The sequence below is a fragment of the Bradyrhizobium sp. YR681 genome, from assembly GCF_000282615.1.
Taxonomy (GTDB): domain Bacteria; phylum Pseudomonadota; class Alphaproteobacteria; order Rhizobiales; family Xanthobacteraceae; genus Bradyrhizobium.
Genome location: NZ_AKIY01000251.1, coordinates 14,592 through 37,444 on the forward strand (window position 1 = coordinate 14,592; position 22,853 = coordinate 37,444).

A 22,853-nucleotide genomic window follows, 5' to 3' on the forward strand; every position below is an offset into this window, starting at 1 on the left:
CGGTCGTGGGATCACTCCTTGCGGCCGGACAGCTGCTCCTTCAGCGCGGCGAGCTTTGCGAAGGGCGAGTTCGGATCGGCGGGACGGTCGCGCTCGCGTGGGTTGGCGCTCGATGCGTACGGACGCAGCGACGGACCGCCCTGGCGGTCGCGCCCCTTGTCGCGGTCCCGGCCACGATTGTCGCGGCCCTTGTCGCGATCGCCGCCGAATTTCTTGTTGTCGCGGTTGCGATCCTTGTTGTCGCGATCCTTGCCCTCGAAACGGCGGTTTCCGTCACCGCGCCCCTCGGGACGCGGCGCACCTTCAGCACCACCTTCGCGCGGCTTGCGGAAGTCTCGGCCGCCATCGCGGCGATGTCCGCCATGACGATGACGCTCGTTGCGCTTCTCGCCGTCGGCAGCCGGCGCGGCCTCGCCCTCTGCGGGCGCGGCACCCGCTTCGGCACCGGCCTGCGGACGCTGGTTGTTGTTGTGACGCTGGTGGCGATGACGCTCGTGACGCGGCTTGCGGTCCTCGTGACGGCCGCCGGGGCGCCAGACCTCGACGAGCTCCGGCTCGGCGGGCGTGGCTGCGGCCTCGACGGGTGCGGCGGCATCGGCCGATGCGGCGGCTTCCGTCGCGGCGGTCTCGGCCGGAGCGGCGTCAGCCACGGCCTCCGCGGGCGCAGCGGCTTCTTCCTCGGCCGGCGGCGCGATGCCGGGGGCATCCTCGGGCGTGACGGGTGCTTCAGCAGAGGCCTCGAGCGCCGGCTCCTCGTGGGCGGGCTCGTCGTGCTGCTCCATGCCGGGCGCGTCTTCGACGGTGACCGGCTCGGCCGCGGCTTCGATCGTTGTATCAACCGGTGCTGCGGCGTCCTCGGTCGCGGGCGCCTCGGCAGAAGCTTCTGCCGCAGGGGTCTCCGCAGCAGACGTCTCCGCAGCCGGCGTCTCCGCGACAGGCGCGGCCGGCTTCACCGGCAGCGGCGCACGCTTCTCCATGCGGTAGCCGAGCGCGCGCAGCACGGAGGCAAAGTCCTCGCCGGCCGAACCGGTGAGCGAGGTCATCGCCTGCGTCACCACGAAGCTGCGGCCGTCGAACGCGCCGGCGGGCTTTTCGCCGGGCGCGTTCTCGCGCCAGGCCAGCGCCGGGCGGATCAGATCGGCAAGGCGCTCCAGGATGTCGACGCGCACGGCGCGCTCGCCGGCCTGCTTGTAGCCGAGCACGCGATAGGCATCGCGCGGCAGCTGCTTGTCGACCGGGAACGAGGTGCGGCCGGACGACGCCAGATGCTGCGCGCCCGACAGCGAGGACAGATCGACATTGTCCTGCTTCAGCGCCCAGAGCAGCGCGGCCAGCGCGCGGCCGGCGGGCTTGAGCAGCCCGGGGAAATAGATGTGATAGGCGCCGAAGCGCACGCCGTACTTCCGCAGCACGGCACGCGAGGGCTGGTCGAGATCCTTCAGCTCGCTGGCGATCTTCGGCCGCTCGAGCACGCCGAGCGCCTCGACCAGCTGATAGGCGATGCCGCGGGCAATGCCGGTGACGTCCTCGGCCTTGGACAGCTCGAACAGCGGCCCGAGCAGCTTTTCGATATGGGTCTTGAGCCAGAGCTCGAGGCGGGCCTGCACCTTCTCCCGCGGTGCGCCGGTCAGGCGCTCGTCGGAGATGATGCGGATGCGCGGATGCAGCGCCTCCTCTGCGGCGGACAGTCGCGCCACGGCATCGCCGGTCCAGCGGATGGTGCCTTCCGAGGTCAGCACGAACTGGTCGTCCGGTGCATTGCCCAGTTTCTCGGCGCGCGCGTTGATCTCGCCGGCGAGCACCGCTTGGGCCGCAGCCTGCAAGGCTTTCGCATCGGAGCCTGCTTCCGCAGCATCCGGTGCAAAGGTGAAGCCATCGAGACGGCCGATGACATGGCCTTCGACGATGACTTCGCCGGTCTTGCCGATTTCAGTATTCAAGCTCGTGTTCTCCCGCAGGCGGCGCATCAATACACTGGTCCGGCGATCAACGAAACGCTCAGTCAAGCGTTCATGGAGCGCATCCGATAATTTATTTTCGACCTCGCGGGCGATCCCCTGCCAGCGTTCGGGGTCTCTCAGCCAGTCCGGGCGGTTGGCGACGAAGGTCCAGGTGCGGATTTGCGCGATCCGGGCCGACAGCGTGTCGATGTCGCCGTCGACGCGGTCGGCCTGGTCGATTTGGGCCGCGAACCAGGAATCGGGGATGCAGCCCTTCTGCATCAGGAAGCCATACAGCGTCGTCACCAGCTCCGCATGGGCCGCGGGTGACAGTTTTCGGTAGTCCGGGACCTGGCAGGCCTCCCAGAGACGCTCCACGGCGGCCTTGCCATGTGCGGTATCGCGCACATCGGCGTCGCGGGCGGCATGATCCAGCACGCGCATGTCCTCGGCGATCGGGGCGCGGGTCAGCGCCTCATGGCCGGGCGACTGGTTCAGCGACACCTGGAGCGCGCCGAGGGAGGAGAAATCCAGCTTCGAATTGCGCCATTGCAGCATCTTCACGTTTTCGAAGGTGTGGTTCTGGAGCGCGTTGACCAGCTCGGGCTCGAACGGCGCACAGCGCCCTGTCGTCCCGAAGGTGCCGTTGCGCGTGGCGCGGCCGGCGCGGCCGGCGATCTGCGCGAATTCGGACGGCGTCAGGCGGCGGAACTGGTAGCCGTCGAATTTGCGGTCGGAGGCGAAGGCAACGTGGTCGACGTCGAGATTGAGGCCCATGCCGACGGCGTCGGTGGCGACGAGATAGTCGACGTCGCCGTTCTGGAACATCTCGACCTGCGCATTGCGCGTGCGGGGCGAGAGCGAGCCCAGCACCACGGCGGCGCCGCCATGCTGGCGCTTGATCAGCTCGGCGATGGCGTAGACCTCGTCGGCGGAGAACGCGACGATGGCGGTGCGGCGCGGCTGGCGCGTGATCTTGCGGTCGCCGGCGAATTCCAGCTGCGACAGCCGCGGGCGCGTGATCATGGACACGCCGGGCAGCAGCCGCTCGATGATCGGACGCATCGTCGCCGCGCCCAGCAGCAGCGTCTCGTCGCGGCCGCGGCGGTTGAGGATGCGGTCGGTGAAGACGTGGCCGCGTTCGAGATCCGAGGCGATCTGGACCTCGTCGACGGCGAGGAAGGAGACGTCGAGGTCGCGCGGCATCGCTTCGACCGTGGAGACCCAATAGCGCGGGTTCTTCGGCTTGATCTTCTCCTCGCCGGTGACGAGCGCGACCGCCTCGCTGCCGACCCTGGCTGCGATCTTGTTATAGACCTCGCGCGCGAGCAGGCGCAGCGGCAGGCCGATCAGCCCCGAGGGATGCGCGAGCATCCGCTCGATGGCGAGATGGGTCTTGCCGGTGTTGGTCGGCCCGAGCACCGCGGTGACGCCGGCGCCGGGGACACGACCGGAAAGGGCGCGCTCGGAAGCGAAGGGGGAGGAGGAAAAGGGCATCTGGGGATTAGGTAGTGGCGATTTGGGCGAATGTCAGTGCCGGATGAGGCGTGCCGGCGGCTTGTGCCAGATCCGTCATCCTGAGGTGCGAGCCGCGCGGCGCGGAGCTCCGGGCGGAGAGCCTCGAAGGATGAGCGGCCCGGTCTGCCAGGCGGGCGCGTGCTCGCGGCACCAGCCGGGCCCGTCGTCCTTCGAGGCCTCCGCTGCGCTCCGGCACCTCAGGATGACGGGAGGCGACACCCTGCGTGTGGGGGCGGCTTCCAAATTCCCCGCGCAACTGTCTCACTTTGCGACGCTTTTCCCGTTCTCTTTAAGCTTCGGAACGACTCTAGAACGAATCGCGGCCGAATCGCTGACTCCCCGATGAGTCCCGTTACGTTCACGCAACATGTCGCGGGGCCAGTCTTGAGCTCGCACTAGATGGAGTTTCGCCCCGCCGTACAAGCGACGATTTAAGGGCAGGTTCCTTAAAATTGGGGACGGCGCGGAGTCGAATCAGAATGGGCAAGGAGTCAAATGGATTCCCCGATCCAGGGCGTCCCGGCTCATTTTTGCGAAAACAACCCCATGCACAGTAGGCATGTCGTTGAATTCGTTGAACTTCAATTCCGGCTCAGGGGCGGGCCGCAGCCTACTGCGTCTTGGCGACCTTCGGCGGCTGGGCCGAGGTCAGGAAGCTGGTCGCTTCCAGCATGGCGGGGCCCAGCGGCGTCGGCACTTTCAGCCAGAACGGGACCAGGATGCGCGTGCCCGCCACCGGCGCGAAGGCGATCTCGATGTTGCGCTGGGCGGCGAGGTATTTGATCACGGGCCGGTCGGGGATGTAGCCGGCGACGGGGACGAAATAGAGCGCGCAGACCACCACCGGGCCCTTGTAGCCCTTCTCCGCCTTCACGGTCTCCATACGCTTGAAATCGAGCTTGAGGTCGTAGCGCATGCGGCCGTCGAACACGGGGGCGGCGTTGTGGCAGGCCTCCGGGGTCACGGGGTCGCCGGTGCCGGGCACGCGCAGCAGCGAGGCCGTCATCGGGTCCCAGACGCCGCGGCGATGCGCGTCGGTGACGAGGATGCGGTCGGCATCGACCGGCGGCTCCGGCACGATGCCGAACTCCTTCACATTGCCCTTGTCGAGCGTGATGTGGATCTCTTCGGTCTTCTTCGACGTCGTGGTGGAGGCCTGGTAGCCGGTCGCAACCAGCGCGCCGTTGACCACCCGGCCCTGCGAGGCGCCGGTGCCGGACCCGCCCGCGAAGGATTTCAGCAGCCCCGAGGTGCCGCCGCTGGCTGCGGCCGCGAACACGTCGTCCTGGATGTCGATATTCCAGGCGCCCTTGCCGACGGGAATGCCCGCCAGCGTCGCCTCATACTGCGCCTCGAGCTTGCCCTGCGCCGCCACGGGCTCCGCGCCCCACGCCACGACGAGCCCGCAAAGCGCCGCGAAGGCCAGCCGGCCGGCACGGGGACTGGGCAGGCCCTTGGGCAAAAATCGGGAGGATGTGGGCACGAAACAATCCAATCGGGGCGCGACGGTTGTTACTTAAGCCAAAAGCCGCGGCAAACAATGCGTCCCGGCATGTCAGCTGCGGAACTCAGACGGACTCTTCGGGCGCGATTACGCCCTTTATGTGATGGTAAGGCGCGACAATCATTGCCGTTTTGGTGATATCGGGGGTGTGTCAGGGGGCGCGCACCTCTCCCGGCCCTCTCCGCTGTCATGCCCCGCGAAAGCGGGGTATCCAGTACGGCGCGGCCTCTCTGGTCACGAACAGGCGCCTCGGCGTATTGGATCGCCCGGTCCCGGCTCCGCTCGGCTACGCCGGGCCCACAGAGGCGCTCGGCCGCCGAAGCCTCGGCGAAGGCGGCGAGCCGGGCGATGACACCTGTTATGAGGCTCGAGATCCCGGGTTCGGCGCTCCCGCGCGCCCCGGGACGACGGGCCAAAAACGGCCCGTCACCTTGACGTCCCGCCCCTTCCCCCCTATACGTCCGCCCGCTCCCTGCAAGGACAGACAATTAGCCCCCGTGGCGCCCCGGATGGCGGCCGCACTCGTTGGGGGTTCGAAACAAGGATTTGTGACATGTCTCGCCGCTGCGAACTGACGGCCAAGGGCCCCCTCGTCGGCCACAAGGTCAGCCACTCCAACATCAAGACCAAGCGCCGCTTCCTGCCGAACCTCGTCAACGTGACGTTCATCAGCGAAGCCCTGGAGCGCAACGTGCGCCTGCGCGTCTCGACCAACGCGGTCAAGAGCGTCGACCACAATGGCGGCCTCGACGCCTTCCTGCTCAAGGCCAAGGCCGACGTCCTGTCGCCGCGCGCCCTCGAGCTGAAGCGCGCCATCCAGAAGAAGGTCGGCCCGACGCCTGCGCCGGAGAAGAAGGCGAGCTAAGCGAATTTTCAAATTGGGCGGGGGCTAAGTTGCGTCGCGTGGCGTAGGCTTAGCCAAGTAGAGTTTTGCGTTTCGGCCGGATCGGAAGATCCGGCCGTTTTTGTTTTTGGGGGCGGGACAAAAACTGTTTGAGCTTCTTTCTTAAGGAGGAACGATCGAATGTCTCGCATTCCCAAATGACGAGACAATCCCATCCTGTAGAATGCAGTTGTTCTAGAATTTGTTTATCGCGTTCCACATTCCTCTCGAACTTTGCGCGCCAGAAGCTCTCTCTTGTCTTCGGGTTTGTAGTACGCGAGCAACCGGGGTGCCTATGCCAAAAGCAGCCGTGTACAAATACGATTTTTTGTAACCTCGGGAACACCAAATCAGGACTTCCGGGCAGACTCCTGCGATTTAGGCGAAATCTAAATCCCAATTTGTGAGCCATCGAACGCACAGCGATCTCAGGCTTCGTATTTGAACCTCTTATCCTGCCCATCAGAGCCGAGCGCGAGGGCGTTACACCATCAAGTTTCTTAGGCTTAGGTAATCGACTCATCCAGCTGGGTACATATCGATTGGCGTCGTCGGCGACCGCAGAAGAGACATCAATGCGGGATCTGGAGACTCGACCCAGCTCTTGTAGGTCTCAAGCAATCTAAGAATTCGTCTTCTCTGATTGGCGGGATATTTTCGAATTCTATCGCGGAAGGTAGTCGTAACACGCGATTTGCGCCAGTTTTCTTGAAATACCTCCATGAGCGTGAACTCAAGAACATCCAACGGATGTGCAAGGACCGAATGCAGTCGGGGAATATCCTTAACAGCACCGGCGAACTGAATGTGCATCATAGGATGGCCAGCTTGGCCAGGATGGATATCGAAATGATAAGATGCCTCGCCGCCGCCTTCATCATTCCATCGAAGTTTGACGTTCGTTCCGCCTGCCGTCACAACAAATCTGTTGTCGCTTTGCGGATCAAGGGCTCCGCGAAAATCGAAAGACACCTCCGCCAAGAGACTTTTGGTACCAGTCGGACCATTGCGGTAGCTGGAGCTAGGCAGAGAGCAAATCGGCCCTTCGCCAACATTCGTTGTCCATTCAAGCGTACGATTTCCGAGCTTAGCTTCCGAAGCGGCATTAGACAGCTGCGCCTCTAACGCTACCAAACGCTGATGGTTGCTGAGAAAACCTCGAGCAGCCTGCGAGAACGCTTTCAGGTCGGCACCCAAGGATTGGACATCAAACACTATCGCCAATTTTTATCCCCCAACGCCTAGTCATCCTCCGCAACCATCGATGTCAAAATCGCATCGTTATCCAGATCGCACTTTTGGATCCATGGCTCCAATGCCTCTACCGGCCATCCCGGAGGCCGCAACTGCGCCGAATCATCTATGGAAGAGATGGTTTCTTCCTGCAAATCAGGCGTCCACGTCACCACGTGCGCTGAAACAGAAAAGAACTCTTTGACTTGCGCCCCCGGCGCCAACACTTTGATTGCGCTCGCACGGTCTCCCTGTCTTACGGCCTCCTGATCCAACTTCCAAACAAGGTAGTCGATGCCACTCTTCCACCACCGTCGGCCCATAAATTCATCGAGAGGACCGCAATATTCCGCCTCGATTAAATCGTCCATCCAAGGTGTTTCCGCACTCGAAGATCTTATCGAACGAAAGTCCTCAACACTTACTCCTAAGGCCCAAGCTGCATGAATGTCTGAAAACAGCATACCCGGGAATGGAAGAGCACGATGACAAAGCCAACGAATAATCTGAGAGGCTCCAAACGGATCAGAAGCCTCGTCGCTAGTCTGAGAGACGGGAGGCCGAGCGGCTCTGAGTTCCAGCCTCGCCTTTTCAGTCCAGATTCGGTCACTTGGAAGGCATAGCAAGTCCTCTAGCTCAGCAAGGCTGACACCATCATCGCCGACAAGACTTGCCGCGTTGTCCGACGCCCGAACTAGCTGATCAATTCGACTTTTGGTCCCGTCGGCGCTCTTCAGCTGCACCCATTCTACGTCTAGCGCTGGCGCGATTCGAAATTCCCTGCCTACAAATGTACCCCCGAGGGGCAAGGCCGCTCCCACGGCAGGGACCTCATTTGCGAACGCCTGCTCCTCATTCGTCAGCAAAATAAGGGGTGCCAGTGCTATGGCGCCTTTTCGCGACCACGATCGCAAGTGCGCTACGAAGCTCGCCCCATCCGCTGCTTTCAAGGACAGCGGGTCCATATCAGCAAAGAACTTTTGATCCAGCAGTATCACCGAAGCCAGCGGAAGCTTCTCCGCCAATTTTTGAGCCAAGTCCTCGTCGCCCGGATCAACCACTTCAAGAGTGTGCTCCCCCGACACTAGAGGCGCCACCTCCTCTTCCGCATCATCAATGCTCAAAACAAATCCGGTCATTTGCTTGGCATCCTTATTTCCAAAGCCGTCGCAAAGCTTTTCGAAGGGCGGACGAACTCGATCGTCGAACCATACTCGTCAAGCAGACTTCTCGTTACAGTGAGCCCAAGCCCCATACCTTGCCCAAGAGCCTCATCGATTTCGACGGTAGTGGAACGAAAGGGCTCGAACCATCTGTTCGCGGACGACAGATCCACAGGCTCGCCGGTATTCTCCAGCTTAAAAATGAGCTCGCCATCTCTCTTCTCCCCCGCCGCCCTGATCGCCCCTCCTGCACCGGCAAACTTGATCGCGTTGCTGAGCAAATTCGTAAAAATGGCGGAGACTTCAGCCGGAAACATCGGCGATGTGCGCAGCCCCTTGGGTATATCTACAACGAGCTCTATCCGCTGCTTCAGAATGGACGGTTGATAGAATTCCGCAACCTTCGAAAATCGCTCCAATAGATCTTGTCGAGATCGTCTTCGGCGCCCCTCGACCCCCGTCATATCGGTAAGATAGATGGCATTTCGGCGCAACCGCTCACGGATAGATCGCGCTTCGGCAGCGATTCCACTCAGCCTACGAGACAATTTCTGATCTTTTAGTTCTTTAACGATTGCGTCAAGAGCCTGAGCAACTCCCTGCGCAAGAATAGCGATTGCGTTTACCTCGTGGACAAAAGCGGCCTGCTCTAGACCCATCGAAGCGAGCACACGATACATCGTTGCTTCCGAAGCCGTCTCTTCAGAGAACTCCTTCGCCGATTGTAGGCTCTTTTCTACATTGTCTAATGTTGCCCGCGCCGCCCTGACATCGCCTCGCGAGATAGCTGCCCTAACGTCCTTAAGTGAATCCAAGGCACTGTCTTGAAGCGAAGTAAGCAGAAACGCCGACGGCGGCGCCGAAGCGTCAGCGCGCTCAACTGCACGCTGCTGTCGAAGCTGATCGACTTTACGCGCATGCTGAACTTCTCCGCGCGCTGCCGAATTTTGGCGTATCTGCAAATCAATTCCGAGACGCGTCATCTCTCGAATGAAGGAAAACTGCGGTCCAGGCAGGAAGCCCTCGCGGTTAACCAGGATTTTTAGGTCTTGCGCGTTCTCGCGCGTTAAGAATACAGCACCGCTAAACTGCCTATTTCCTTGCAGCACTAAACCTTCGCGATCAGTCCCCTCCGGAAGATTCCACTTCGCGTACTGACGCAAACGCCCCAGCTCGCCTTTACCGCGAGAACGGTAATCTCGATCAAGCTCAAGCCAATCATCGTAGGATGATATGTCACCGTATGGAAGCACACGGAATCCTTCGTAGTATACGCGGACACCGATAAGCGACCTTGGCCAGGCGCTGTTCTGCTTCTGAAAGATTCTCGCCTGGAAACCGACTATTGCCATAGCTTCCGGCAACTTTTTCTTCAACTTGAATGCTTCGGCGTTAGGGGTTTCCGCCAACCCAGCTTTGGTTGGGGCCACGAGTATCGTCAAGTATCTCGCATCTGCGTCGCAATCAATTTCAATGATCCAGTTTGCGCTCTGTGGGACAGCAGCCAACTCAAGCTCATGAAGCGAAAGATCTCCAGCGAAAACGATCTCGAATCCTGCCTCCTTCCGTGCATCACGAATAGTAATCTCGGGCAGTATGCTCCGCTCCTTGATAAGTCCCGGCGGCAGCGGAGCCGTAACCAACGGAGGCGGCGTCAGGGTTGCCACCTCCTCGAAGAATGAGTTCAACGTCTGTTGGGTCCACGGCTTTCTGAGCCTGCTCAGATTCAGACGCGTTCCAGATGATCGATTGGTGAGCTCGGATCTCGGGAGTGGGTCAACCTGAATAGCGCGAGATTTGGCAACATCAGCGAGCGTTTCGAGCTTCTCGATGCGCTCCCAATCAATAGTCGCCTTCACACCGCTCCCAGCTACAAAGCTCTTGACCTTGTCGCGCCCGCGCCCATCCCACTTCCTGGAGACAACGCTCAACTGCCTTGCCAGCTTATGAGCGGCAAGCCGTCCTATGCCTTTCTCACCGGTGTATCGACGTTTGAACCATGGAGAACGTCGATCAGCCTCCGTTTTGGTCCGACCAGCGATTCGCAAGAAGCCCCGAGAAAAATCCTCCGCATCCATTCCGACGCCGTCGTCTGCAATGATAATCTCTCCCTTTTCGGGCTCAGAAAGATTCCGTCCCAAAATCTCGACCTTACTCGCGTCGGCGTCGTAAGCGTTCTTTATCAACTCAACAAGCGCGGTAGAATCTCGTCCTACCAACAATTCGCCTAGCTCACCAAACAGCTTGGTATCGACTTCAAATGTAGCCATCCTACTCCACCAAGAGCTGCGCGATCATCTGTGGACCACGAGAAAGATGTTGGTGTCCGAACTCTGGACACTCATAGCCTGATTTGAGCTAAGAACCGCTTATAGCAACGTACGTATCCGCCTTTGATTTTGGGAGCGATGCCTTCTAGAGCCCTAGCCAGCCCCCCCGCGGACAACTGTCCGTAGACCGAACCGATCTCGTTCTGAGGAGCAAAGATAGCATAAACCCCGTGGGACGGAATTGCCCCCGAAAAGTCCAGCGCAACGCGCGGGACCTTGGCAATCTCGGGAATCAACAACTTGGGCTTGGCCCAATCCGAAGGCTTCACTCGATCGATCGGCTGAAACCATTGCGCACCACCGCTTTTGACGATCGAACGCTGCACCAATTTTGGCTTGAACCGTCTCAATCGCTTGGCCAGCAGAGGAAATCGACCGAGCTTAAGAAGAGCGCCGGCATCATCATAAAGAGCAGCTATCCGCCGTCCGCGCCAATCTACGCGACCATCCACTATTTCTGATCCATCTACCCATGGCCACAACAAGCTCTCCTCAACCTGTGGTTCCCCTGGTTCAAGCACATAGGCAGGGGTGCAACCAAGAGCTGGGCCGACCTTGATTTGATACCCACGCTCCAACAACGTCTTTCGCGCGTGAACGACGGGTGACTTGGGAGCTGATCTTGAGAATTTAGAGACCACTGCAATCAGAATTGTAGGATAAACGTCAACCTCCTTCTTGAAGGCCTGCGTGGCAAGCAACTCTTCTTCGGATGAGACTTCGATTCGGCTGAGCCACTTCGCCCGAAAACCCTCGGCGAACGCCGTATAGCGCCAACGGTCAGAGCAAACGAACCCGCACTTACCGCCAGGTTGAAGAGCCTCCAAGGCTCGATCGAGAAAGGGTATGAATATGTCACCCCCGGTCATCCGCTTTGGAAGAACGCGCCGGTACTCGCTCTCCAGACCCCGAGGTATTCGCGACCAACGCACATAGGGCGGATTTCCAACAGCATGCGTGAAATTCGCGGCAAACTCGGCTGCCAGCAAAAAGTCCGACGTCCTTATCCATGAACGGGCTAACTCGGTCGCGGTTTGACGCCGCAATCCATCGGCTTGAAGCGCATCGGATACGCGGCGCCGCGCCTTTTGGGCTTCGCGCGGATGAATTTCAAACGCGCAAATTGAATTCCGCAGCAACCTAAGGCCAGGAGAGACGCCGTGATTCCGACAAGATCTTACTAGGCGCTGGGCCGCCTGAAGAACGAACTCCCCGTCGCCCGCGGCGGGCTCAAGAAGGCGCCCCTGATAGATCTTTGCGGAATCTAACCAACCGACCGCATCCAGAATGCGGGCCACAACGTCAGGCCTGGTGTAGATCCCGCAACGGCCGTGTAGCGCCTCGATCTCCAGCTTCCTCTTTCTCGCAGAGGAGCCGGGAGCGCGAGATATCTGTCGAAAGGCAATTTCAGTCATAGTGCCGGCGGCCAAACCTTAATATAGGGTTACTGAGCGCGAACCGCCACAATGATGGTGCATTGCCCCTCTTGATCTTATTAACACAATGTCAGTGGTAGGACTTTTTTCCGGGATCGGCGGCTTCGAATTGGCGTTCGCCCGAGCCGGCTTTAAGACAAGCTTAATGGCTGAGATAGAGCCAGCAGCCTCCGCCGTCTTAAGAGAGAGGTTCCCAGAGATTGAACTTCGGGGAGATGTCGCCACACTCGGAAAACTTCCAGAAGATGCCGACATCATGACCGCGGGGTTCCCATGCCAAAATCTTAGCATGGCCGGCGACAAGTCCGGGATTGCGGGCACCAAGTCCGGGGTTGTGGAAAAGATGTTCGATTTGATCGAGACATCCCATATCCAGACAGTCGTAATCGAGAACGTCTACTTTATGCTTCAGCTAGACCGCGGAAATGGCATGCGATGGCTGGCTGATCGATTTGAAGCGCTGGGCTACAAATGGGCCTATAGAATCCTGAATTCTGCAGCATTTGGATTGCCCCAGCGGCGGCGCCGAGTGTACATGATCGCGAGTCGGACGATCGATCCCCGCTCTGTTCTGTTTGCCGATGAGCACGGGGCCCCGGCGCAGGAAGAGCCGACTTTGTCGAAACCGCTTGGGTTTTATTGGACCGAAGGTCGTTCGGGCATCGGCTTGACTGTAGATGGCATCCCTCCTCTGAAGGTTGGATCGGCTCTCGGAATTCCTTCCGCCCCAGCTGTTCTCTTCCCCGACGGGGAAGTGCTGACTCCGGGTTTGGGGGCTTGCGAAGCGCTTCAAGGCTTTCCAAAGGGATGGACAGACATCGAGCTAAACCATAGTCGACGGCCTGAGTGGAGGATGCTCGGCAATGCCATCTCGGTGCCCGTTGCCGAATGGATCGCGAAGCGCATCGTGCATCCCGGAGACGTTCTCAATTTTCGGCAAGAAAAGATCGTTTCAGGGAAATGGCCCAGCGCGGCTTGGAATGTCGCTGGCGAGCGTATTGCGGTTATTGCGAGTGACTGGCCGGTAGCCCTTCCACCGAGATCAATTGCAGAATTTCGAAATGGCGATTGGTCACGATTGTCCGATCGTGCCTTGGACGGCTTCATTGAGCGAGTTCTTGCTGGAGGACTCCGCGTTCCGGCGGGATTCATCGAGGCTCTTCGGGCGGCCGATCGGAAGGTCAGGAAAGCGGCATAGGAACGGCGCGTTTCTCATCTGCGCTTCCGCGCCGGCAACAGGAGAGGAAATCTCCCACAATCTGGCGTAATTTTTTTTGGGGGCGCTGCTTGCGCCAAGTCGACAAAGAGCGCCCTCCCCCCTACCCCCGAAAATCAATGCTCCGCAGCACGATCCCCGGCGGTGTCCCCTCGAACTCCGTCGCGCGATACTTGCTCGCGGCTTGCGCCTCGATGCGGTCGCGCAGGCGGGTGAACTGGGCTTCGCGCTGCTCGGGCTTCGTCTGCGGACCGCGCTCAAGATAGTCCATCGCGGAGGTGGAGATCGCGCAAGCGATCTCCTTCGATCCGTCCTGCATCAGGAACTGGACGATGCCCCGGTCCTGTTCGTAGCCGACGAAGCGGCTGCTGGTCAGTGTCATGGCTTACTCCTTACGCGATTGCTTCCAGGGCGATCGCCGTCAAACATCATGGCAGCCCCTTGGCCGGCCGCCCGCGTGCCGTCCGCGGCACGCGCGGGGCGGGACGCGAGCGGCCGTGGGTCGCCTCAGCTCTCCCCCGACAGCCGGGCGAAATCATCCAGCAGCGCCGCCACCAGCGCGCGGTGGCGGGTGTCCTCGACGGGCAGGCTCGCGGCATAGAGGTTGAGCAGATGGCGCGCCTTCACCGCGGCCTCCGGCCACGACATCGCCGGCACCGTCATCATGCGGTTTTCGAGATCGGCCTCGCGCTCGCGCAGCTCCCTGACATGGGTCTCGACGTCGGCCAGCGCGCGGCGCAGATCGGTCGCCTTCTGCGCAGCCATGCCGCGGTGCTTGTCCAGATCAACGGGATGGTCGCTCATGGGCCGGCGCACGCGTCGATGGCCTGCGCGTTGGCGAGATCGACCGAGCCGATCGACACCGTCTCCATGGCGTGGTGCGCGCCTTCCGCGGGCACCATGATCGAGGTGGCGATGCGGCGATAGGCGGAAAAGGTGAGGCCCTCGATCGCCTCCTCGTCGGTGACGATCTCATAACAGCCCGGCGGCAATTCGCGATCGACGCCGCGGATGTAGAACGGATGCCTGAACGTGACGGTTTCGCGCCGCGAGCGGATGGTCATGCATGCCTGCCTTCCTGCGAGAGCGGCCCCAACCGACGCTGCTTCCCCCAAGCATGCGCCCATCCCGCCGCAATAGCCAGCACTATCGCTCCAGGCCGCGCGCGGCGTATTAGTCCTCGCTATCGGCGGGAGGCAGGCGTAGGCTCGCCGGCATCACCGCATCTTCCGCTACGGCATCGACCGGTGACTGAGGGTCACGCGCGCTCCCGCCGAGAAACCAGTCATCAGGGCATGACCTCGTCATGCTCTTGCGGGGGCATGCGATGTCGCGTTTTCGCGCTTCGGAATGGATCGTTCCGCCAATCGTCGTTCCGCTGTTCCTGCTGCTGCTCGTCTGCGCGGCGGCGATCTTAAATGGCTAGGGCGGTGCGCGTGGCTTATCTCGTCAGCGGCACGAACGAATATGGCTGCGCCAATGTCGGTCGCGGCAGCGCGACCGTGGCGCTGCGGCTGGCGCGCAAGTTGCTGCGCGAGGGCTACATGGACGTGCGCGTCTGCACGCCGCGCGGCCGCGTGCTGCAATCGGACGAACTGGACGAACTCAAACCCCCACAGGAGACCGACACCATGGCCAAGGGACAGCAAAAGGGCAATCGCGAGACCAAGAAGCCGAAGAAGGACAAGGCCAAGGTCATCGCCGCGGCACCGAGCCGCAAGGACGCGGCATGGCAGCCGGATTTCGGACCGGGCAAGAAGAAGTAGGGCTGCGGTTCTGCCTTCCCTTCTCCCCTTGCGGGAGAAGGTGTCGCGAAGCGCCGGATGAGGGGTCTCTCTCCGGGAATTCAAATAGAGAGATGAATGCGCGGAGAGAGACCCCTCACCCGTCTCAATCGCGCGTGGCGCGATTGATCCACCCTCTCCCGCAAGGGGAGAGGGCAAGAACCACCATCGTCTCTTGTCCGTCGCGCTTTTCGGCTATACTCGTTCCGGTAGCATCACCGGGAGGGGCATACCGTGGAGCACGAGCACAAGACCGACGCCAGAACCGAACCGAAAAACCTCGTCATCTGCTGCGACGGCACCGGCAACGAGATCTCGGAGAACATCTCCAACGTCCTGAAGCTGTATCGCTGCCTGCGCAAGACCGACAAGACGCAGCCGCGGCAGATGGTGTTCTACGATCCCGGCGTCGGCACGGTGACGGAGCCGACGACGTGGCACCAGATCAAGGCGGACGTAAACCTGGTGCTGGGGCTCGCCACGGGCTACGGGCTCGATGACAACGTGCTGTCGGCCTATTGCTTCCTGGTCGAGCACTACGCGCCCGGCGACAAGATCTATCTGTTCGGCTTTTCGCGCGGCGCCTACACGGTGCGCGTGCTGGCGGGGCTGATCCACAAGATCGGACTGATCTCGCCGGAGCAGTCGAACCTCGCCGGCTCCGGCATGGTCGCCTACAAGCAATATTCCGGCACCGGGCGCGGCAACGACGTCGAGGACCTCAAGGACGTCGCCGTCGACGAGCAGGGGCCACTGCCGAAGGACGAGTTCGACCTCGCCGCCCAGTTCGCGCGCATCACCTCGACGCGCTGGGCGACCATCCATTTCATCGGCGTGTGGGACACGGTGGCGAGCGTGATCGTGCCGCGGCGCGACAATTTATTCTTCGTGTTCAGCCTGGAGGAGCTCGCCTTCACGCGGCGCAATCCGAGCGTCGCCATCTTTCGGCAGGCGATCGCGATCGACGAGCGGCGGCGCATGTTCCGCCTCAACAAATACGAGGAGCCGCAGGACTATTGGAGCAACCGCTACGTGCCCGACGAGAAGAAGGTGCCGCAGGACATCATGCAGGTGTGGTTCGCCGGCGTGCACAGCGACGTCGGGGGCGGCTATGCCGAGGCCGAGAGCGGCGAGTCCAAATATCCGCTGATCTGGATGATCGACGAGGCCGAAAAGGCCGGGCTGAACTTCAACAAGCGCACCGTGAACCAGCTCGCCTGGGGCATCCAGCGCAAGAACTCGCCGTTCAAATACGTAGCCCCCGCCTACACCGGCAAGGTTGGCGAGCTGCACAATTCGATGACGGCGCTCTGGCGCGTGCTGGAGGTCATCCCGAAAAGCGCGAAGTACCGGGAATGGCCGGAGCGGAAGGTGTTTCTCGGCCTATACATCCCCTGCTGCGAGCCGCGCCTCATCCCCGAGGGCGCGCATGTGCATGAGAGCGTGTTGAAGCGGAAGGAGGCGGATCCGACGTACAAGCCGGTGAATTTGCCGGCGCGGTACGAGACCGTGCCGATGCCGGTGCCGCCGCATGTGGGCGCGGGTGCGGAAGCGGATGAGATCGTGACGGGGTGAAGCTGGCGACGGGCGCTCGTCATTGCGCAGGTTGGAGCGGCGGCGGAGCATCCCACTACCTCCGCTTTCCCCCATCACCGCTACTTTTCATTAAAATTCTCGCGCCCGCTTTAGCCGGATCGCATCATCTGCTCCGCATCATCCCCGCCAAGCCCGCCGCGATATCTGCGGAGTTGGAGGAGATGTGCCAATGCATCCGCGAAAGTTCGCCCGCGTGAAACCCGCCGGCCTGGTGTCCCGCCAGGCCAAGATCATCACCGATCCGCGCGCGGCCGTAATCCCCTGCACGCTGATCGACTATTCGCCCGGCGGCGCCTGCGTCGATCTCGGCGGCCAGGTGAGCATTCCCGAGCGGTTCGAGCTGCTGCACGTCAACACCAGGAAGCGCTGCCGCATCGCCTGGAAGCGCGGCACGCGGGTCGGCGTGGTGTTTTAGGGCGCGTGATCTCTCCCGCCGACCGACGTCCGCAGCCTGGCCTTGGCGCCTGCGACGATCTGCATGGCGACGCCGGCGATCCAGCCGAGCAGAGCGAGCCAGGTCCAGAGGATATGCGGCTCGAGCCTGAGCACGATCACGGCGACGGAGCCGAGCGCGATCAGCGTGGCGCAGAGCGTGCCGGCCGAGCTCAGCAGCTCCGCGGCGTCGATGGCGCTGTGCGCCTCGTCGAAGGGAAGTTGCGGCGTGTCGATGCCAAGATAGAAGCCGATGGCGCCGAGGCCCATCATCAGGATCAGGAAACCTTGCGTGGTCAGCGACGGGATCGCCGAGCCGACATAGGCGCCGACGAACAGCCCGCACGCCGCGCCTGCCATCGCCAGGCCGACGCGCTCGAACACATGGGCTGCTTTGCGAACACGAAACCGCATGGCCGGCCTCCGTTGAACGCGACGAGGTTAGGCCAGTTTGGCGAGGGGTGGAAGGTAAGGTGAGTTACGGATGCGTGAGGAAGCGCGACCTGAGCGTGCGATGCAGGCGCGCTTCCCGCCAGAAACATGCCAGGCGAGGCAAAACCCCTATTTCACCAGCTCGCAGCCGCCGTCCGCGATCGGCCGGAACGCCTGCTCGGCCGGGATCGTCGAGACCAGTCTGTAATAGTCGTAGGGATATTTCGACTCCTCCGGCTTCTTCACCTCGAACAGGTACATGGGATGCACGACGCGGCCGTCCTGGCGGATGGTGGTGTCGCCGAACAGCTTGTCCTTGCCCCTGAACTTCTTCATCTCGGGCACGGCCTGCTTTGCGTTGTCGCTGCCGGTGGCCGCGACCGCGTTGAGATAGGCGAGCGTGGAAGCATAGACGCCGGCCTGGTTGCCGCTCGGCATCTTGCCGTTCATGCCGGGCCGCGCGGCGAAGCGTTTTGCAAAGGCGCGGGTGTCGTCGTTCATGTCCCAATAGAAGGCTTCCATGAGCTGGAGGCCCTGCGCGACCTTGATGCCCATGCCGTGGACGTCGTTGATGAAGAGCAGGAAGGCGACGAGCTTCTGGCCGCCCTGCTGGATGCCGAACTCGGCGGCCTGCTTCACCGCGTTGATGGTGTCGCCGCCGGCATTGGCAAGCCCGATCACCTGCGCCTTCGATCCCTGCGCCTGCAACAGGAACGAGGCGAAATCGGAGGTGCCGAGCGGATGTTTTGACGAGCCCAGCACCTTGCCGCCGTGCCCCTCGATGTACTTCTGCGCTTCCGCCTCGATGCCCTTGCCGAGCGCATAGTCGACCGTGAGGAAATACCAGTCCTTGCCGCCGCGCGACATCATCGCGGCCGCGGTGGTGTTGCCGGTCGCCCAGGTGTCGTTCACCCACTGGATGGTGTTGGGCGAGCAGGCCTTGCCGGTGAGATCGGAGCTCGCGGTCGAGGACGCCAGGAAGGTCATGCGGCTGTCGCGCAGCAGCGTGTTGATGGAGAGGCCGACGGCCGAATTCGGCACGTCGACGATGGCGTCGACGCCTTCGACGTCGAGCCATTTGCGCGCGATGGCGTTGCCGACATCGGCCTTGTTCTGGTGGTCGGCATAGACGATCTCGACCTTGATGTTCTTCCCGCCGCCGTTGAAATCCTCGGCCGCCATGCGCGCGGCCTCCACCGAGCCCATGCCGTTGGTGTCCTGGAAGATGCCGGAGATGTCGTTGAGCACGCCGATGCGCACGACGTTGTCGGAGATCTCGGCATGGGCCGCGCCGCCGATCAGGCTTGCGGCGAGCGCGAGCGTCCATTTCAGGTTCTTCATTGGTCCCTCCCCTCTTGTTTCGTTTCCGGTCGCGTCAGGCCGGAATGATCGTCACCGGCAGGCTGTCGAGCCCGCGCAGCGTGTTGTTGAAGCGGCGCTTTGGTTCGCCCGTGATCTCGATGCCGGCGACGCGACGCGCCAGCGCCGAGAGCATCGTCTCGCCTTCGAGCCGCGCGACGAGCTGGCCGACGCACATGTGGATGCCGGAGCCGTAGCCGACATGGCCGGAGGTGCGGCGGGTGATGTCGTAGCTGTCAGGCTTGTCCCAGCGCCTGGGATCGCGATTGGCGGCGGCGAGGAACATCAGGACTTTCTCGCCTTCGCCGATCGTCGCGCCTGACAGCTCGACCTCACGCGTCGTGGTGCGGAAGAAGGTCTGCACCGGGCTTTCAAACCGGATCGCTTCCTCGAACGCGTTGCGCGCCAGCGTGAGATCGCCGCGCAAACGCTGCCATTGGTCCGGGAAACGCGCGAGGCAATAGACGGCGGCGCCGATGCCGTTGACGGTGGTGTCGAGGCCGGCGGAGAGCAGCGAGCGCACCAGAAGCGGCGCCTCGGGCGCCGTGATCGCGCCCTCGTCGACATGGGCGTGAATGCAGGCGCCGATGCCGCCGGGCGTGAGATTGTCGCGCTGGCATTGATCGGTGACATAGGCCTGGTGCGGCGCCGCGCGCGCGATCGCCTCCTGGCGCAGCTGGTTCGGCGGACCGAACGCGTTGAACACCACGCTCGCATAGGGAATGAGATGCTCGCGGCCCTCCGGCTTCAGCCCCAGCGCATCCGGAAAGATCGAGAGCGGATAGGCTTCCGCAAGATCCGTGATGGCGTCAAAGCTGCGCATCTCCAGCAGGACGTCGACCCGCGCCTCGGCCGCCGCGGCGAAGCGCTCGCGGAGCCCTTTCATCACGGTCGGCGACAGCACCTTTGACAGCACGGCGCGGGTGCGGCTGTGCGCGGGCGGATCGGCCTCGAGGATCAGGCTCGGCGGCCGCCATGGCGTCTCCTTCTTGAAATCGGACAGACCGACACCGCGACCGGAGCAGAACGTCGCGGGATCGTTCAGCACGGCATGGACCTCGGCATAGCGCGCCACGCCATAGACGTTCCATTTGTCGAGATAGACCACCGGCCCCGCCTCCCGCAGCTTCTCATGGGTGGGATAGGGATCGACAAAAAACTTCATGTCGAAGGGGTCGACGTCGAGATGCGGGACGCCCGATACAGTCGAGTCGGGTGCGCTCATAAAGGTCCTCCCTCATTTTGATCTTGTGAAAGGGCCGCGCTTATCCTTAGGTCTGCTGACACGCCGCGATGAAGAAGTCCGATATGCCGCCGTCTTCGACCAGAGCCCGCCAGAAGCCCGCCCCCGTCGAAACGGGGCCGACGCTCGATCTCGACCGTTACGTTCCGGCGTTCATCACCTTCATCGCCAACAAGCTCTCGAACAGCGCGACGGCGTTCTACCAGAAGCAGTTCGGCGTCAACGTCACGGAATGGCGGATCATGTCGCTGCTGGCGATCGAGCCCGGCATTCCGGCCTCGCGCATCTGCCACGTCATCGGCTTCGACAAGGGACCGGTGAGCCGCACGCTCGCGGGCCTGGAGAAGCGCGGACTGGTGTCGATCCGCACCGACCCGAACGACGGCCGCACCCATTCGATCTCGCTGACGGCAAGGGGCCGTGCCACCCATGACAAGGTGATCGTCGCCGCGTTCGAGCGCGAGCGGCGGCTGCTGTCGTGTCTGAGCAAGGACGAGCGCGAGGTGCTGATCGATTTGCTGCGGCGGCTTCACGAAAATCTCGGCGCGGTGACGGGCAGCAGCACCAGCTGACGCGATGGGCGTGAGGCGCGCCGTGTTGCCACCTTCAGGCATGCGCAGGCATTTGCCCGCGGCACCGTTCCTGCCGAGCATCGTTTCCTCCGAGATCAGGCGCAGCGGTTCCCCCGCCGTCATCCTTGTTCGAAACGGTTCGCACGAATTAGTTGCTTAAGCAACAAAAGAATCATGCGGGGATAATGCGGCAGGTTGGCTGGCTTATTTTGCGAGCTGCCGGGCCCATCCCCGTCATTGCGAGCGATGTGGAGAGAGCGTGACCTCACTCCGGCTTGATCAGCGGGTGGCTACAGACCAATCCACTCCGCCGACGCATCATCGTCCAGCCGCGCCACCGCATCCGCCCGCCGCGTCAGCACGGCGCGCTGGTTGATGTAGCCCTTGTCGGTGATCTCGCCGCCATCGACCGAAGGCGGTTCGGCCAGCAACAGCGCGCGCGTGGCGTGGCCGGAGGAATTGGCGCCCTGCTGCTTCAGTTTTGCCAGGCCCTGCGCAGTCGCGGCCCGGACCTTGTCATGCGCCAGCACGTCACTCACATCTGCCGTCTCTGGCAAACCGGCATGGGCACGGCACGCCGCAATATTCGGGAACACCAGAAACCGTACCTCGTCACCGCCGTGCCCCGTGACGACGATGTCCTGCGCGAGCGGCGCCAGCGCGGCGATGCCGGCGACGCGGAGCGTGCCGACGCTGACCCAGGTGCCGGAATTGAGCTTGAAGTCTTCGGCAACGCGGCCGTCGAAGAACAGGCCGCGCTCGGGGCGCTCGGGGTCGGCAAGCTTCACGGCGTCGCCGATGAGATAGAAGCCCTCCTCGTCGAAAGCCTGCTTCGTCAGCTCCGGCGCTTTCCAGTACCCCGGCGTGACGTTGTGGCCGCGCACCCGCACTTCCAGCTTGTCGCCCGACGCGACGAGCTTCAGCTCCGTCCCGGGAATCGGCACGCCGATATTGCCGGAGCGTTCGGCGAGGAAATGGCAGTCGGTGGCGAGCGGTGAGGTCTCGGTCGAACCCCAGGCCGAGACCATCGGCAGTGCACGGCCGACAGTCTTGATCGAAAGTTCTTCGAGCGCGTCCCAGAGGTTCTGCGGCAGCGCGGCGCCCGCATAGAACGCGAACTTCACCTCGGCGAAGAAACGGCGGCGCAGCGCCTCGTCGCCGCGCAGGGCCGCGATCAGCATATCGAAGCCGCGCGGCACGTTGAAATAGACCGTGGGCATCACGCTTTTCAGATTCGCAAGGGAGGTCGCAAACAGGCCGGGTGCAGGCTTGCCGCCGTCGATATAGAGCGAACCGCCGTTGCGCAGCACGAGATTGAAATTGTGGTTGGCGCCAAAGGTGTGACTCCAGGGCAGCCAGTCGAGAATGACGAGATCATCGTGGCCCTGTTCGAGAAAGGTCCAGGTCTGCGCCTTGGCCTGCTGGCTCGTGGTCAGCATGCGCTGGGTGTTGATGACGGCCTTGGGCGTGCCGGTCGAGCCCGAGGTGAACAGAAATTTCGCGATCGTGTCAGGCGTTACTGCGGCGAAGGCCGTTTCGACATCGTCCGTTTCAGGCGTCGCCGCGATGTCACGGAAGGCGAGCGCATCGGCATCGCCGGCATTGCCGCTGATGATCTGCGCGCTGTGCAGCGGCCTGATCGCGGCCAGCGCCGCGGCAAACGGCTTGGTCGCGGAGACATAGATCGCGCCCGGCTGAAGCAGCGCAATCATGCTCTTGAGCTTGTCGAAATCCCTCGACATCAGCGAATAGGCCGGCGAGATCCCGGCCGAGGGGACGCCGACATGCTGGGCGGCCAGCGCGAGCAGCGCATGGTCGATGCTGTTGTCGGAGAGTATGACCACGGGGCGCTCGGCGCTGAGTTCCTGCGCCAGGATCCAGGACGCCGCCGCGCGGACCCGCCGCAGGGCACCTGCGTAGGTCATGGTGGCCCACGGCGTATCGGCGCTGTCGCGCTCGGCGAGGAAGATCGTGTCCGGCGTCTGCCGCGCCCAATGCTCCAGCCAGTCGCCGACACAGCGCGCGCTGTCGCCCAGGGGCTCTGCCGAGCGCAGCACGATGCTGCCGTCGGCGCGATGCTCGGCGATCGTCCTTGGCGCTGCGAACAGACTTGACGCGTCACCGCGTGGGGCGGCTGTCATGTGTTTCCTCCTCGCCCGGAAGCCGGGATCGGCCGCAGCCTCGTTCCGGGCTGCTCTGGCCATAATGTTGG

Annotated in this window: 20 protein-coding genes; 6 read left to right on the forward strand and 14 right to left on the reverse strand. The window is 62.4% G+C overall.

The window, feature by feature from the left end; genetic code table 11:
* Positions 1–11: 11 nt before the first annotated feature.
* Positions 12–3,437, reverse strand: coding sequence for a helicase-related protein (locus PMI42_RS27295; RefSeq protein WP_008140205.1), 3,426 nt, complete (start codon positions 3,435–3,437; stop codon positions 12–14).
* A 631-nt stretch (positions 3,438–4,068) separates the two neighbouring features.
* Positions 4,069–4,941, reverse strand: a complete 873-nt coding sequence (locus PMI42_RS27300) for a DUF3108 domain-containing protein (RefSeq protein ID WP_008140207.1) — start codon at positions 4,939–4,941, stop codon at positions 4,069–4,071.
* 574 nt (positions 4,942–5,515) lie between these two features.
* Here PMI42_RS27300 and rpmB point away from each other — a divergent pair.
* Positions 5,516–5,827 carry a 50S ribosomal protein L28 gene (rpmB, locus tag PMI42_RS27305; RefSeq protein ID WP_008140208.1) on the forward strand — a complete coding sequence of 104 codons (312 nt, stop codon included), beginning with the start codon at positions 5,516–5,518 and terminating at the stop codon, positions 5,825–5,827.
* A gap of 49 nt (positions 5,828–5,876) precedes the next feature.
* Here the strand turns inward: rpmB and PMI42_RS38150 are convergent, their stop codons facing one another.
* From PMI42_RS38150 to PMI42_RS39420, 5 genes are all read right to left on the reverse strand, one after another.
* Positions 5,877–6,368, reverse strand: a complete 492-nt coding sequence (locus PMI42_RS38150) for a very short patch repair endonuclease (RefSeq protein ID WP_283805806.1) — start codon at positions 6,366–6,368, stop codon at positions 5,877–5,879.
* Complete coding sequence (locus tag PMI42_RS39415; RefSeq protein WP_008140210.1) at positions 6,365–7,069, reverse strand: hypothetical protein; 705 nt, start codon at positions 7,067–7,069, stop codon at positions 6,365–6,367. Before PMI42_RS39415 ends, PMI42_RS38150 begins: the two co-directional genes overlap by 4 nt.
* Before the next feature lie 17 nt (positions 7,070–7,086).
* Positions 7,087–8,217 carry a hypothetical protein gene (locus PMI42_RS27315; RefSeq protein ID WP_008140213.1) on the reverse strand — a complete coding sequence of 377 codons (1,131 nt, stop codon included), beginning with the start codon at positions 8,215–8,217 and terminating at the stop codon, positions 7,087–7,089.
* Positions 8,214–10,511, reverse strand: coding sequence for a sensor histidine kinase (locus PMI42_RS27320; protein ID WP_008140214.1), 2,298 nt, complete (start codon positions 10,509–10,511; stop codon positions 8,214–8,216). The genes PMI42_RS27315 and PMI42_RS27320 overlap by 4 nt, the downstream gene beginning before the upstream one ends.
* Before the next feature lie 71 nt (positions 10,512–10,582).
* Positions 10,583–11,710 (reverse strand): Eco57I restriction-modification methylase domain-containing protein, encoded by a 1,128-nt coding sequence (locus PMI42_RS39420; RefSeq protein WP_157195833.1) that lies wholly within the window; start codon positions 11,708–11,710, stop codon positions 10,583–10,585.
* A gap of 364 nt (positions 11,711–12,074) precedes the next feature.
* On the opposite strand from PMI42_RS39420, the gene PMI42_RS27325 reads away from it, so the two are divergent.
* The gene (locus PMI42_RS27325) at positions 12,075–13,205 is read left to right on the forward strand and encodes a DNA cytosine methyltransferase (protein WP_008140216.1); all 1,131 of its coding nucleotides are present in this window, start codon (positions 12,075–12,077) and stop codon (positions 13,203–13,205) included.
* 121 nt (positions 13,206–13,326) lie between these two features.
* On the opposite strand, the gene PMI42_RS27330 is transcribed toward PMI42_RS27325, so the two are convergent.
* The 3 genes from PMI42_RS27330 to PMI42_RS27340 form a co-directional block, all read right to left on the reverse strand.
* Positions 13,327–13,605, reverse strand: coding sequence for a DUF1488 family protein (locus PMI42_RS27330; protein ID WP_008140218.1), 279 nt, complete (start codon positions 13,603–13,605; stop codon positions 13,327–13,329).
* A 125-nt stretch (positions 13,606–13,730) separates the two neighbouring features.
* Positions 13,731–14,027: a hypothetical protein gene (locus PMI42_RS27335; protein WP_008140220.1), complete on the reverse strand. Its 297-nt coding sequence runs from the start codon at positions 14,025–14,027 to the stop codon at positions 13,731–13,733.
* On the reverse strand, positions 14,024–14,287 hold the full coding sequence (locus PMI42_RS27340; protein ID WP_008140222.1) for a hypothetical protein: 264 nt from the start codon (positions 14,285–14,287) through the stop codon (positions 14,024–14,026). Before PMI42_RS27340 ends, PMI42_RS27335 begins: the two co-directional genes overlap by 4 nt.
* Positions 14,288–14,641: 354 nt before the next feature.
* Here PMI42_RS27340 and PMI42_RS40145 point away from each other — a divergent pair, with 354 nt between their 5' ends.
* The 3 genes from PMI42_RS40145 to PMI42_RS27355 all read left to right on the forward strand — a co-directional run bounded on the left by PMI42_RS40145 (position 14,642) and on the right by PMI42_RS27355 (position 17,018).
* Positions 14,642–14,989 (forward strand): hypothetical protein, encoded by a 348-nt coding sequence (locus PMI42_RS40145; protein ID WP_008140225.1) that lies wholly within the window; start codon positions 14,642–14,644, stop codon positions 14,987–14,989.
* 252 nt (positions 14,990–15,241) lie between these two features.
* Positions 15,242–16,582 (forward strand): T6SS phospholipase effector Tle1-like catalytic domain-containing protein, encoded by a 1,341-nt coding sequence (locus PMI42_RS27350; protein ID WP_008140226.1) that lies wholly within the window; start codon positions 15,242–15,244, stop codon positions 16,580–16,582.
* Between the two features lie 190 nt (positions 16,583–16,772).
* Positions 16,773–17,018, forward strand: coding sequence for a pilus assembly protein PilZ (locus PMI42_RS27355; RefSeq protein ID WP_008140228.1), 246 nt, complete (start codon positions 16,773–16,775; stop codon positions 17,016–17,018).
* On the opposite strand, the gene PMI42_RS27360 is transcribed toward PMI42_RS27355, so the two are convergent.
* From PMI42_RS27360 to PMI42_RS27370, 3 genes are all read right to left on the reverse strand, one after another.
* Positions 17,015–17,449: a hypothetical protein gene (locus PMI42_RS27360; RefSeq protein WP_008140230.1), complete on the reverse strand. Its 435-nt coding sequence runs from the start codon at positions 17,447–17,449 to the stop codon at positions 17,015–17,017. The two genes, PMI42_RS27355 and PMI42_RS27360, sit on opposite strands and share 4 nt — an antisense overlap.
* Positions 17,450–17,596: 147 nt before the next feature.
* Complete coding sequence (locus PMI42_RS27365) at positions 17,597–18,808, reverse strand: ABC transporter substrate-binding protein (RefSeq protein WP_008140231.1); 1,212 nt, start codon at positions 18,806–18,808, stop codon at positions 17,597–17,599.
* 34 nt (positions 18,809–18,842) lie between these two features.
* Positions 18,843–20,051: a cytochrome P450 gene (locus PMI42_RS27370; RefSeq protein ID WP_008140233.1), complete on the reverse strand. Its 1,209-nt coding sequence runs from the start codon at positions 20,049–20,051 to the stop codon at positions 18,843–18,845.
* A gap of 83 nt (positions 20,052–20,134) precedes the next feature.
* Here PMI42_RS27370 and PMI42_RS27375 point away from each other — a divergent pair, with 83 nt between their 5' ends.
* On the forward strand, positions 20,135–20,641 hold the full coding sequence (locus tag PMI42_RS27375) for a MarR family winged helix-turn-helix transcriptional regulator (protein ID WP_008140235.1): 507 nt from the start codon (positions 20,135–20,137) through the stop codon (positions 20,639–20,641).
* 290 nt (positions 20,642–20,931) lie between these two features.
* On the opposite strand, the gene PMI42_RS27380 is transcribed toward PMI42_RS27375, so the two are convergent.
* Positions 20,932–22,782: a feruloyl-CoA synthase gene (locus PMI42_RS27380; protein WP_008140237.1), complete on the reverse strand. Its 1,851-nt coding sequence runs from the start codon at positions 22,780–22,782 to the stop codon at positions 20,932–20,934.
* Between the last annotated feature and the right edge of the window lie 71 nt (positions 22,783–22,853).